Origin of the sequence: Xanthomonas sp. WHRI 10207 (assembly GCF_040202975.1) — a bacterium.
Taxonomy (GTDB): Bacteria; Pseudomonadota; Gammaproteobacteria; order Xanthomonadales; family Xanthomonadaceae; genus Xanthomonas.
The window spans coordinates 1,075,174-1,087,815 of the sequence record NZ_JBEGDX010000002.1; the positions used below are offsets into that span (position 1 = coordinate 1,075,174).

Annotated in this window: 11 protein-coding genes; 2 read left to right on the forward strand and 9 right to left on the reverse strand. The window is 64.8% G+C overall.

What is annotated here, in order from left to right; translation table 11 throughout:
* Nucleotides 1–74: 74 nt before the first annotated feature.
* On the reverse strand, nucleotides 75–1,301 hold the full coding sequence (locus ABQU90_RS10205) for an acetylornithine transaminase (protein WP_323522223.1): 1,227 nt from the start codon (nucleotides 1,299–1,301) through the stop codon (nucleotides 75–77).
* A 72-nt stretch (nucleotides 1,302–1,373) separates the two neighbouring features.
* On the opposite strand from ABQU90_RS10205, the gene ABQU90_RS10210 reads away from it, so the two are divergent.
* A complete protein-coding gene (locus tag ABQU90_RS10210; RefSeq protein WP_115584534.1) occupies nucleotides 1,374–2,246 on the forward strand; it encodes an ion transporter in 873 nt (290 codons plus the stop codon).
* Between the two features lie 276 nt (nucleotides 2,247–2,522).
* Here the strand turns inward: ABQU90_RS10210 and ABQU90_RS10215 are convergent, their stop codons facing one another.
* The 5 genes from ABQU90_RS10215 to ABQU90_RS10235 all read right to left on the reverse strand — a co-directional run bounded on the left by ABQU90_RS10215 (nucleotide 2,523) and on the right by ABQU90_RS10235 (nucleotide 6,541).
* Nucleotides 2,523–3,464 carry a YiiG family protein gene (locus ABQU90_RS10215; RefSeq protein WP_323522222.1) on the reverse strand — a complete coding sequence of 314 codons (942 nt, stop codon included), beginning with the start codon at nucleotides 3,462–3,464 and terminating at the stop codon, nucleotides 2,523–2,525.
* Nucleotides 3,465–3,599: 135 nt separating this feature from the next.
* Nucleotides 3,600–4,586, reverse strand: a complete 987-nt coding sequence (locus ABQU90_RS10220) for a YiiG family protein (protein ID WP_323522221.1) — start codon at nucleotides 4,584–4,586, stop codon at nucleotides 3,600–3,602.
* A 21-nt stretch (nucleotides 4,587–4,607) separates the two neighbouring features.
* A complete protein-coding gene (locus ABQU90_RS10225) occupies nucleotides 4,608–4,751 on the reverse strand; it encodes a hypothetical protein (protein ID WP_323522220.1) in 144 nt (47 codons plus the stop codon).
* Nucleotides 4,752–4,924: 173 nt separating this feature from the next.
* Nucleotides 4,925–5,740 (reverse strand): SDR family oxidoreductase, encoded by an 816-nt coding sequence (locus tag ABQU90_RS10230; RefSeq protein ID WP_323522219.1) that lies wholly within the window; start codon nucleotides 5,738–5,740, stop codon nucleotides 4,925–4,927.
* A 141-nt stretch (nucleotides 5,741–5,881) separates the two neighbouring features.
* On the reverse strand, nucleotides 5,882–6,541 hold the full coding sequence (locus ABQU90_RS10235; RefSeq protein ID WP_115562814.1) for a serine/threonine-protein kinase: 660 nt from the start codon (nucleotides 6,539–6,541) through the stop codon (nucleotides 5,882–5,884).
* Nucleotides 6,542–6,703: 162 nt separating this feature from the next.
* On the opposite strand from ABQU90_RS10235, the gene ABQU90_RS10240 reads away from it, so the two are divergent.
* Nucleotides 6,704–8,767, forward strand: a complete 2,064-nt coding sequence (locus ABQU90_RS10240; RefSeq protein ID WP_311240361.1) for a bifunctional DedA family/phosphatase PAP2 family protein — start codon at nucleotides 6,704–6,706, stop codon at nucleotides 8,765–8,767.
* A gap of 664 nt (nucleotides 8,768–9,431) precedes the next feature.
* Here ABQU90_RS10240 and ABQU90_RS10250 read toward each other — a convergent pair.
* From ABQU90_RS10250 to mpl, 3 genes are all read right to left on the reverse strand, one after another.
* Complete coding sequence (locus ABQU90_RS10250; RefSeq protein WP_115562816.1) at nucleotides 9,432–10,316, reverse strand: bestrophin family protein; 885 nt, start codon at nucleotides 10,314–10,316, stop codon at nucleotides 9,432–9,434.
* Nucleotides 10,317–10,601: 285 nt separating this feature from the next.
* The gene (locus ABQU90_RS10255) at nucleotides 10,602–11,198 is read right to left on the reverse strand and encodes an LON peptidase substrate-binding domain-containing protein (protein WP_323522218.1); all 597 of its coding nucleotides are present in this window, start codon (nucleotides 11,196–11,198) and stop codon (nucleotides 10,602–10,604) included.
* The gene (gene mpl, locus ABQU90_RS10260) at nucleotides 11,198–12,565 is read right to left on the reverse strand and encodes a UDP-N-acetylmuramate:L-alanyl-gamma-D-glutamyl-meso-diaminopimelate ligase (protein ID WP_323522217.1); all 1,368 of its coding nucleotides are present in this window, start codon (nucleotides 12,563–12,565) and stop codon (nucleotides 11,198–11,200) included. The genes ABQU90_RS10255 and mpl overlap by 1 nt, the downstream gene beginning before the upstream one ends.
* Nucleotides 12,566–12,642: the final 77 nt, after the last annotated feature.

Below are 12,642 nucleotides of genomic sequence, written 5' to 3' on the forward strand. Positions count from 1 at the left end.
CGCACCCGCTCACGCGTAACACGCCTCACCAATCAGCGCCCTACCAGCCACCAACACGCAACCGACCAAACCCATCACCGCTGCGCGGCGTACTCGGCAATCGCCAGGCGCAGACGCGCCAGGCCGTCGGCCAGCTCGGCGTCGGTCAGATTGAGTGCCGGCACAAAACGCAGCACATCCGGGCCGGCCTGCAATACCAACAAACCATGCTTGGCTGCCAGATCCAGCAGCGCACCGGCCTGGCCGGCATGCGCCGATGCCAGCACCGCGCCGAGCATCAACCCACGCCCGCGCACCTGTGCGAACAGGTCGAACTCGGCATTGAGCGCTTCCAGGCCCGCACGCAACGCCGCCGACTGCCGCTCCACATTTTCGGCAATCTGCGGCGAAGCGAGCTTGCGCAGCGCCACGCGCGCCACCGCAGCAGCCAGCGGATTGCCGCCGAAGGTGGTGCCATGCGCACCGAACTGCATGGTCTCGGCGACCTTGGGGCCGGCCAGCATCGCGCCGATAGGGAAACCGCCACCCAGCGCCTTGGCCAGCGTCACGATGTCCGGCGTCACCTGCTCCTGCCAATGCGCGAACAACGTTCCGGTGCGGCCCATGCCGCATTGAATTTCGTCCAGCACTAGCAAGGCATCGTGTCGATCGCACAGTGCACGCACCTGCGCCAGGAAGCCCGGCGCCGCCGGCATCACCCCGCCCTCGCCCTGGATCGGCTCCAGCATCACCGCGGCTACGTCGCCGCTGGCCATCGCCGCTTCCAGCGCCGCCACATCGTTGAAATCCACATAGCGGAATCCGCCTGGCAGCGGCTCGTAGCCTTCCTGATATTTCGGCTGCGCGGTGGCGGTGACCGAGGCCAGCGTGCGGCCGTGGAAGCTGCCACGGAACGTCACGATGACGCGCTTGTCGGCTGGGCGGCCCTGATTGCTGGCCCACTTGCGCACCAGCTTGATGGCCGCCTCGTTGGCTTCGGTGCCGGAGTTGCACAGAAAGACTTTCTCGGCAAAACGCGACGCGCCGACCAGTTCCTCGGCCAACCGCAGCGGCGGCTCGCTGTAGAAGATGTTGCTGGTGTGCCACAGCTTGCCCGCCTGTTCGGTGAGCGCGGCGACCAGATCGGCATCGTTATGGCCCAGCCCGCTCACCGCGATGCCGGAGGACAGATCCAGATATTCGCGCCCCGCGTCATCCCATACGCGACTGCCCTGACCGCGCTCCAGCACCACCTGGCGCGGGCGATACACCGGCAGGTAGTAGTGCGCGAGGGACAGGGGCGAATCGGCAGCGGTGCTCATGATGGTGGGTCGCAGAAGCGGAGGGAGAACCCGCATTCTCGCGCATTCGCCGGCCTGCGGCACAATGTGCGCATGCGCCCTTTCTCCGATCCTCAGCTCACTCCCGCCACCGCCGACGGCTGGCGCCGGCAGTGGTTCGACATCATCTACCGCCACGACACGCGCCCATCGCGCAATTTCGACCTGATGCTGGTGGTGGCGATCCTGACCAGCGTGATCGTGATCATGATCGACAGCGTGCCGCGCATCCATGCGCATTCGGCGCACTGGCTGGTGCCGCTGGAATGGGCATTCACGGTCCTGTTCACCATCGAATACGTGGCGCGCCTGGCGGTGGTGCGGCGCCCGCTGCACTACGCGCTCAGCGTGTGGGGCGTGATCGACCTGTTGTCGATCCTGCCCAGCTATCTGTCGTTCTTCGTGCCGGGCGCGCAGACCCTGCTGGTCGTGCGCGTGCTGCGCATCCTGCGCCTGTTCCGCATCCTCAAACTCACCCGCTATATCCAGGAAAGCGGGCAATTGGTGGACGCGCTATGGCGCAGCCGCCGCAAGGTGCTGGTGTTCCTGTTCACCGTTCTCACCATCACCGTGATCGCCGGCGCCACGATGTACGTCATCGAAGGCCCGCAACACGGCTTTACCAGCATCCCGACCAGCATGTACTGGGCCATCGTCACCATGGCCACGGTGGGCTTTGGCGATCTGGTGCCGCAAACCACGCTGGGCCGCTTTGTCACCTCGGCACTGATTCTGATCGGCTATAGCATCATCGCCGTGCCCACCGGCATCTACACCGCCGAACTTGCCACCACGCTGCGCGAAGGCGGCCACACTGGTCGGCGCGACGTTCGCAACTGCGCCCGTTGTGGGCTGGAAGGCCACGCATCGGACGCGCGCTATTGCCGGCAATGCGCCGAGCCGCTGCCGGATATCGCCAACGGCTGATGCAAGGCGGCAGCCCGCAAGCATCGACGGGAGGCAAATCACGTGGTGGGCATCACCACCGTAAGCTGCGTGACCGGTGCGCAGGCAATCGCCGCTCACACTGCCGCAGCACGAGGTTGGCGCAGCCGTCTCGCAGCACAGTGGCCAACCGACAACCGGCGCGCCATCGCCGGCACGTTGCGGACCGCATGACCGAAGCAACCCACGTCCTGCCAATGCAGCCCTGGCACCCGAAAGAGCGCGCCAGGTGTTGAGCGCAGCCGCTGCAGGTCGCGCTTACTGCGACATGCGGTTACTCATGTCGATCAGATCGTTGTAGCTGGCCAGCACTGCCTGGCGCGTGCCGCCCGGTGGGATCGAGCCGCTTTCCAGCAGCATCTGCTCGCTCTTGCTTAGCGGGGTGTTGGTGCGGATGCGCTCGACCAGACGTCCGGACTCGCGCGCCAGCTTATCGGCAGCGCGTTCCATGTGTCCCCACATCGCATCGCCCTGGCCCACCTTGGCTTTCTGCGCCTCTTCCAGAATGCTCTGGTAACGCGCGAGCTGGCTTTGCGCTGCCGCAAGATCCGGTGCATTGCTATCCAACACCTGCACCAGATGCTTGCCTTCGCCGGTGATCTTCAAGTGATACCACGACGCGCTGCGGCCTTCTTCCTTCTCGATCGCATCGATCCGCGCCTGACGCCGGGTGTCTTCGTTGCGGTCAAGCGCCGCATTCATCGCGTCGCCCGCATCGAAGAACGCTGTGTAGGCCTGCATCAACGGCGCATGCAGCGCACGCATGCCCTTGCCGTCGTCGCGCAGATAATCCTCGCGATCGTAATACCGTACCGCTTCGCCGATGCGCTCATTGAGCGTGGCAAACCGCTGCTGATAGGTCTTTGCTACCGGGTCGAGTTCGGCATTGGCCGGTTGCTGCGCCAATGCGGCAGTCATCGGTGCGCCGCAAGCCTCGACCCGATGCGACAGCACCGTTCCCGGTGCACGGATATTCTCTTCCTTGCCCGTTGGTCCAGCCTGCGGGTCCTTCATCCAGCCGGTGTAGGTCTGGTAACTCTCATGCAGCGGCTGCTGGACACCGTTGAAACAGGCGATGTAGGCATTGATCTTGTCGGCATCGGGCGCAGCCGCAACCGGCGCATCTTTCTGGCAGCCGGCGAGCAGTGCGGCAAGTGCAACCGCTGCGCTGAGCGGTGCGTAACGACGTGGATGGCGCATGCGGTGGTTCCTGTGCAGTGGTGAAGAAATGAGGTGAGGTGAGGTGAGGTGAGGTGAGCAACGGTCGATCGCGTGCGTTGTCGTCAGCGCCGGGCGTATGGCCGCACGCGCTGCATCGTGCGATGACGCTGGCAACTACTGTCGATTGCTCTCGGACACCAACGCGTTGTAAGTATTGAGCAACTTGCGCGGCGATCCTTCCGGCGCCAGCGAGGGGCTATCGAGCCAGCCCTGTTCGATGCGGCTGTAGGGCGTCTTGTCGACCACGCGTTTTACCCGCGCCTTGGCCTGCCTGCGAAAGTCTTCCGCAGCGGTTTCGAAGCTGTTCCATTTGAGTTTGTCCGGCTCCTGGTCGGCCACCTTGGCATGCGCCTCGTCGGAGAGGCGGTTGAAGCCGTCCAGCAGCGTGTTTGCACGCGCGGTGTCAAACTGATCTTCCTGCAGTACGTCGGTCAGTTGCTTGGCATCGAGCATCATCGACAGCCGGTAATACTCGCGCGTGCGTCCCTCCTCGCGCTCCAGCGTCTTGAGCGTTTCGCGATGCGCTGCATCGTTCTGCGCTTCCAGCTCGGTACCGAATGCGCTGCTGGCCTCGGCATAACGCTCCAGCGCCGCCATCAACGGCGCGTGCAGTTGCTTGCCCTTGGCGAACTGGTCGTCTTCATCATCCTGACGCGCGTAGTAATCGGCCACCTGGTGACTGATCGGCCGCAGCGCCTGCAATGCCGCGTGATACTCCCGAGCCGCAGCATCCAGTGCCGGCAGCGACGGTTGCCCCGCAGCCGCCGCGCTGACAGGCGCATCGCACGCCTTCATGTCGACGTCGCTGATGTCGTAGGGGCCGGCCACGCGCGTTTCGCGCCCGCTAGGGCCGGCGGCTGCATCGTCGATCGAACCGTTGTAATGCTTGGCACCGGTATGCACCGGCAGATCGACGCGGTTGAAGCAATCGATATACGCACCCAGTTTGGCGTTGAGCGCATGCTGCGCATCGCTCGGCGCATCGGCGCTCTTACTGGCCGCCGCGTTGCCGGTCGGCGTGGTCTGTTTGCTGCAGCCGGCGCAGAGCGCAAGCACGAACAGGGCGGGCGCAAACGCGCCGGGCTTCAGGAACACGGGCAAACGTCCTTGTTGGAAACGATTTCAGCCGCGAACGATAGCAAACTGCGGCGTGAAATCATCGTGCTCGGCAGCGAAGTGGACGAAGGCGTTCGTCTGCGCGGCAGGCGGTGATGCGCACAAGGTCAATCCGTCTTTTTGTGGACGAATGACTTGCAGCGTCTGCATCGATGGATCGGCGCGCGGCCACCTGCACCGCGCTTGGAGCTATAAAAACCAGAGCGAGCAGTCGTCGGGCAAATGTGGACGGCGCACCCGGCACCGCAGCGTATGCGTCGTACACGCCGCGCCGAGCACCGGCCGCGCCCGCCTGTCGGCTACGCAGGCGTTCTGTCAGCCACTCAGTCGAGAAACAGATCCGGCAACAGGCTCCGTGACGGATCGAACGCATAACCGCTGAAGTCGGTGACGCCGGCCTGCGTCAGCACCGCTTCGTCGATCAGAAACTGCCCGTGGAAACCGGCCGCAGTGCGGGTCAGCACCGCATGCGCCGCATCTGCCACGATCTCCGGGCGACGGCAGGCAGCGGCGTCCACGCCAGGCAGCATGTTGACCGCATCGGTGGCAATCACCGTACGCGGCCACAACGCATTGACCGCCACGCCCTGCGGGCCGAACTCAGCGGCCAGCCCCAGTGTCACCAGACTCATCCCCATCTTGGCCAGCGTGTAGCCGGTATGCGCACCCCACCACGCCGGATTCAACGATGGCGGCGGGGCAAGGCTGAGGATGTGCGGATTGGGCGCCTTCAACAGATGCGGCAGGCAGGCTTGCGCGCACACAAAGCTGCCGCGCGCGTTGACCTGTTGCATCAGGTCGAAGCGCTTCATCGGCGTGTCCAAGGTGCCGCGCAACCAGATCGCGCTGGCGTTGTTGACCAGGATATCGATGCCGCCAAACGCCTCCACGGTGGCGGCAACGGCGGCGTGCACCTGCGCTTCGTCGCGGATATCGCATTTGAGCGCCAGCGCCTTTCCACCTGCCGCAACCACTGCTGAGGCAGCGCTGTGAATGGTGCCGGGCAACTTGGGATTGGCCACCGCCGATTTGGCCGCGATGACCACATTCGCCCCATCGCGCGCCGCCCGCAACGCAATCGCCAAGCCAATCCCACGCGAGGCACCGGTGATGAAGAGCGTTTTGTCTTTTAGCGTCATGGGAATCGGGAATCGGGAATCGGGATCGGCAATCGCAAGAGCTTAGCGCCTTGAACGTCCAGCAGCCGACAAACAATCAACTCACGCGATTCGCTTTTGCGAATCCCCAATCCCTAATGCCTAATGCCCAATCCCGGCTACTCAGGGCTTCGGCCCCTGCCCTTCGTTGTCTTCCCAGTGCAGAATGCGCCGGGTCACAAAGCGGTAGACCGGTTTGCCGGTGGCGAACCACAGCTCGCGCACCCATGACCTGCGCTTGAGCACGCGACGTTCCACTGGCGTGATCGCGGCCGGGCAATACATGCGCTTGTGCTTGAGCAGGTGGCGCAGATCCTCGCGTGCAAGCAGACGCATCCAGCGCGCGCGAGGGTGGCCGCGCACCGCCAGCTGGAAATCGATCACCGCCGGGCTGCCATCGTCCTGCACCAGCCAGTTGGCTTCCTTGGCCAGATCGTTGTGGGCAACGCCACACCGATGCAGCTGCTGCAACAGCCTGCGCGCCTGCCTGAAATACGCCAGATCACCGCGTGGCGGACGCTGGTACATCGCATCGCCGGCCAGATAGCTGCGGTCCAGATGGCGCCCGTCCCAATGCAACAAGCGTGGCGTGTGCGGCAGGCCATCCAGCTGCCGCAGCGCCAGCGCTTCGCGACGTGCCAGCCACCAGGCCACCCCACGCAGAAGCCATGGCGCCACGCTCAGGTCGCGCCGCACGAACACCCGGCCAGCGTCGCGGATCAACAAAATGCGCCCGAACGTATCGGACTTCAGCGGGAGATTGTCGGCGGGCTCGTGACTCATTCCCCATTGTAGGCGGGCAGCCCGCATCGCCGTACTGCCGTTGCAGCGCGTGCCGATGACACACGCCCGCACCTGGGCCTGGTTGCAACCTCAGGTGAAGCCAACCGGCCGATGTGAGCATGGCGCAAGTCAGTCGTCGCCCTGCCCACTTATAATTCGGGAATGAACTCATGGATCGACGCCACGCTGGAGTGGATCGGACACCACCCCACCTTGGCTGGCGTGGTGATCTTTGCCATCGCATTCTGTGATGCGGTGATCGTGCTCGGTGCCATCGTGCCCGCGCTGCCGTTGCTGTTCGCCATCGGCGTGCTGATCGGGCTCGGCCAGATCAACGGCCCGTACGCAGTGGTGTGCGCCACCCTGGGGGCGTTTATCGGCGATGCGTTGAGCTTCTGGGTGGGCCATCGCTGGGGCCACCAGCTGCACACGTATTGGCCGTTTCGGCGCTATCCCCAGTTGCTGGAACGCGGTGAGCTGCTGTTCCGACGCAACGCCTTCAAGAGCATTCTGATCGCGCGCTATGTCGGCGCGGTGCGGCCGTTCGTGCCCGCCATCGCCGGCATGTCGCACATGCCGTTCAAGCGCTATCTGTTCGCCAGCGGGCTGGCATGCGTGTCGTGGGCGCTGCTGTTTCTGGTGCCGGGCTGGGTGTTGGGCACCGCCTACGACGCGGTCGCTGCAGTCGCCGGGCGCCTGTTCGTGGTGGTCACCCTGCTGGCTGCGGTGATCGGCCTGGCCTGGGCGGTGGTGTTGTATTCGTACCGCTGGTCGGCAGGCCATCTGGATGCACTGCTGGCGCGGTTGCTGGAGTGGTCGCATCGGCACCCGGTGCTGGGCAACTGGTCGGTCAGCGTGTTCGACCCGCGCCGGCGCGAATCGGTCCCGCTGGCGATGATGGCGCTGATGCTGTTGCTGCTTGGCTGGGGTTGGTTCGTGTTGCTGATGGTGGTGCTGGCGCATGGCGAACCGCTGCGCGTGGACCTGGCCGTGCACGATTTGATGCTGGCGCTGCGCAACCCGCTGGCCGACTACCCGATGGTGGCGCTGGCCTCACTGGGCGATTGGCAGGTGTTGTTACCGGCGATCGCCGCAGCGATGGGTTACCTGGCCTGGCGTCGGCGCTGGATGGCGGTGGCGCATTGGGTGATCGCACTGGCGTTTGGCCTGGCCCTGACGCAGTTGCTGGGCGCCACCGTGCAGGTGGTGCGCCCGCCGGCCGCCAGCAGCGGGTTCGGATTTCCGTCGGTGGCGGTCACCATGGCCACGATCGGGTTCGGGTTTTTCGCGCTGCTGATCGCACGCGAACTGCCCGGCCGCCGCCGCGTGTGGCCGTATCTGGTCAGTGGCGCCATCGTCTCGCTGATCGGCTTCGCACGCCTGTACCTGGGCGCGCATTGGCTCAGCGACGTGGTCGGCGGCATGTTGTTCGGCATCTTCTGGCTGCTGGTGCTGGGCATTGCGTATCGCCGCCGCGCCACCCGCGCGTTCTGGGTCAAGCCGGTGTCGTGGATCTTCTACGGCGTGTTCGTGAGCTGCGCGATCTTTTTTGCGCCGCGTAATCTCGGCACCAAGCTGGCCAAGTTCGAACCGCCACCGCCGCTGCTGATGGACCTGCCGGCCAGCGACTGGTGGGAGGGCCAATGGCGGCTGCTGCCGGCACGTCGCAATGAATTCGACGACGACCAGCGCTGGCCGCTGGACGTGCAGGTGGCCGGCCCGCTCGCGCCGCTACAACGCCAGCTCGAAGCGCGCGGCTGGCGGACACAACCGCAGGCCGGCTGGGAGCAGGCATTGCACCTGCTGGATGTCAGCGGCCGCCCGGACGAAGTGCCGATTCTGCCGGCCACGCTGGACACCCAGGTCGAGGCCCTGCTGATGGTGCGTCACGCCGCGCCCGGGCACGTGCATGTGCTGCGTCTGTGGCCTGCAGCCGCGCGACTGCAGCCCAGCGCACAACCGCTGTGGGTAGGCAGCACGCAGACCTTACGCTACAGCCGCCACTTCAGCCTGATCGGCCTGTGGTACCCATTACGCGGCGTGGACCCTGCACTCAGCGCGTTGCGCGACGCACTCGGCCCGCTGCCGCATCGTGTGGAGCAGCGCCGCCGCTCGCAGGTACCGGTGATCTTGATCGACAGTACGTCGGGCAACGCGGTGCGTGGCGAGAACAAAGACAACGCTGCATCGCATACGGAAACCACTGCGTCCGACCCGGCTGCATAGGATCAGCTACAACAGCGCCGTTGATCGATCGGGTAACGGCGGCGATTGTCTGGCGAACGCGCAGTCCTGTAGATAAGAACTGCTAATAAAAATTTTTAAACGCTGCCTCGATGGGGGCAACGCGTTGCGTCGCTTAGATGCAGCCGGATGTTTAGGGCAACAGCCTTGGTGAGTAGAGGGCGCGGTGCCCTCGCCGCTCGCGGGACACGCCGTGAATCCGTCCGTGGAGGCTCGGTGGCGGCATCCATGCCGCCACACGGTCCCGCAAGCGGCGAGGACACCGCACCAGGAAGTTGGTCGGCGGTTTCTTTGAACGCCTGCCTGTTGCTCGGCTTGCGTTAGGAAGCTGATCGGACCCAGCGTCATCCAAACAACGCACATCATGTCCTGCTCGCAACCATGCACACCGACCATCTCGACCGGTCCTTGCCCGCCCACCGTCGCGGGACCTTACGCGGCATGGATGCCGCGTAAGAGCCTCCAGGGACGGATTCACGGCGTGTCCCGTGATGTGGGCGGGCAAGGGCCCTGCACCCAAGCCGCAAATCTGCCGCTCTACAACCAATGCATCCGTACCGTTCCATTACCTCTCAAGGTGACCGAGAGCTTGTGCTTCAGCGCCGTTTGGATGGGCACAAGCCGCATTGGTCAAGCGCGCAACGCCTCACCACAACACCCCATCCACCGGCTGCATCGGCTCCGGTGCGGGTTCGCCAATCGCCTGCAGGGCATCGATCTCCACCGTGCGGCACATGGTGTCCAGCGGCAGATCGTGGATGGTGTTGGCGAACGGGTCGACCAGCTCATCGCCGATCTTCAGCACCGCCAAAAACATCAAGCCAGCGACCGTCGATCCTACCGGCGTGGCGTATTGCAACGTTTCCACCAGACCGATCGGCAACAGTACGCAAAACAGACGTGTAAACAGGTTCGGATAGAAGCGGTACTGATACGGCAGCGGCGTATTTTTCAGCCGCTCCATGCCACCTTGCGCGTTGGCGATATCCACCAGAATGCGCTCGACGCTGGCCTGCTGGATGCTGTCGATCCAGCCATCGCGGCGTGCCTGTTCCACGGCGCGGCCGGTCGTGTCGAGCAAGCCATTGGCCACGTTCGTACGCGTGATCACCGCTGCCACTTCGTCGGCATCCAGCCGCGACTGCAAGGCCATCGCCACCGGCAACCGCCGCAGCTGGCAGCGCAATGCATTGACATAGGCGATCTGCCGTAGCGCGATCGTGCGCCCCAGCGCTGCGGCTTCCGGCGCAGACAGAATGCTGACGCTCAAGCGCACCAGGTTGCGCGATGCATTGATCATCTGGCCCCATAGCACGCGGCCTTCCCACCAGCGCTGATAGGTGGAATTGGCGCGAAAGCCCAGGAATAACGCCAATGCCGAACCGAAAATGGTCAGCGGCAATGCTGGCGCGCGGAACGGCAGCACGTAATAGATGATCGTGATCAACACGTCCCAGACAAACAACACCGCCAGGGTCCGCCAGACCTGACTGAACACATCCGCCACACGCGGTTTCACATCGATGATCAAGGCACACTCCCTCACTAAAAACGCGTATCGCCCTTGCGCGCATCCAGTGCATGGATGCCATCGCTAGCGCACTCAAGCGCAAGAAGTCTGCCGCCACGGCGGTGCAAGTGCGGTGATGGGGGCGATAAAAGCAGTGCCTCGCGAGCGCAAAACACTTCTGCGCGATCATTGACTAGGTGCGGCCGATGCCCGGAAGCGGCATGCAGTGCCTATCCACATTCGCTTCCTTCGCATCCGATGCGCAGCGGCGCCTGCTGATTGGCCGCGCTACGTGATTGCCCGCGCTCAGGGCATCCAGGCCAGCAACTGCTCCAGACGCTGATGCGGGTCGTCCTGCTGCAACAACGACAAGCGTTGCTGCTCGGTCAATGGCAACAACTCGGCCAGCCGCCACCCCACCCACGCGGACTGATCCAGCAACCCCGGACCGACCGAGGCAAATTCGCCGCCCACCTGTTCGAGCATGCGCTCGAGCACGGTTGCCAACAGGCTGTGCTCGGGGCGCAATTCGTCGTCGGGGTCGGGCTCGCACCAGTTCACCTCGCCCACCAATAGCCCGTTGTCGCGAATACGCGAGCGCTGCACATGAAAGCGACGCGTGCCGCGTAGACGCAGCACCAGCACGCCATCGGCGCCGACATCGAAATCCTCGATCCGCACTTCGGTGCCGAACGCCGCCGGCGTTGCCGGTACGCCTACCTCATTGCCATCCAGGATCAGGCACACGCCGAAGCTGGTGCCATTGCGCCCGCATTCGCGCACCAGATCCAGATAGCGGCGCTCGAATACGCGCAGCCCCATCGCCGCGCCCGGCAACAACACGCTGTGCAACGGAAACAGCGGCAAGGCGCTGGTGTCGGCAGTGTCCGCGATCGATGCCATCACGACAGCTGCGCCAGGAAGCGACGCGGCGCGCCGTCGAACCCACCATTGGACATGAACACCACATGGTCGCCCGGCTGCACGATGTCGCCCAGCGTCTGCAGCAACGCCTCCACGTCATGCGCCACGTGCGCCTGCCCGCGCACCTGCGCGATGATCGGTGCCGCATCCCATGGCAACTCGGGACGATGCAGGAACACCACCGCGTCGGCATCGTGCAGCGACGGCGCCAGCGCCTGCGCATGCGCGCCCAACCGCATCGAATTGCTGCGCGGCTCCATCGCCACCAGCACACGCGCCGCGCCCACCTTCGCACGCAGCCCCTGTAAGGTGGTCGCAATGGCGGTGGGGTGATGCGCGAAGTCGTCGTAGACGGTGATGCCGCGCGCCTGCCCCAACACTTCCAGTCGGCGTTTGACACTCTGAAAGTGCGCAAGCGCCGGCATCACCGTTGCCGGATCCACGCCCACCGCATGCACAGCCGCCAGTGCAGCCAATCCGTTGAGCACGTTGTGCCGGCCCACCAGCGGCCACTGCACCTGGCCGATCTCCACGCCGCGATGCGCGACCGTAAACACGCTGCCATCGGCGGCAATCAAGCGCGCGCTCCACTCCAGCGCCGCATCGAAACCGAAGCGCTCCACCGGCGTCCAGCAGCCCATCGCCAACACCTCGGCAAGCCGCGCGTCTTCGCCATTGACGATCAGCCGCCCGCGCGCCGGCACGGTGCGGACCAGGTGATGGAACTGCCGTTGGATGGCGGCCACGTCAGGAAAAATATCGGCGTGGTCGTATTCGAGGTTGTTGAGGATCGCCACCAGCGGCCGGTAGTGCACGAACTTGCTGCGCTTGTCGAAGAATGCGGTGTCGTATTCGTCGGCTTCCACCACGAACGCGCGCCCCTGCCCCAGCCGCGCCGACACGCCGAAATCCTCGGCCACGCCGCCGATCAAAAAGCCCGGCGCGCGCCCGGCCGCCTCCAGCAGATAGCTCAGGATGGTGGTGGTGGTGGTCTTGCCATGGGTACCGGCGACCGCCAGCGTGTCGCGGCCCGGCAGCACCTGCTCGGCCAGCCATTGGGCGCCGGAGCTATAGCGGCGGCCTGCATCGAGCACCGCTTCCACAGCCGGATTGCCGCGCGACAAGGCATTGCCGATGACCACCTCGGTGGCGTCGGCGGAAATATTGGAAGGCGCGTAGCCCTGGGCCAGCGAAATCCCGAGCGTTTCCAGCTGGGTGGACATCGGTGGATAGATGGCCTGGTCGCTGCCTTCTACCTGCCAGCCCAGCTCGCGTGCCAGGGCGGCCACACCGCCCATGAAAGTCCCGGCGATGCCGAGGATGTGGAGTTTGCTCATGGAGCACATTGTCGCCGATCACCGGAGTTGCAGGACATTCCGATCCGCACCCGGCGCCGCTGTCAGGAAACTCCTACCGTACTGTC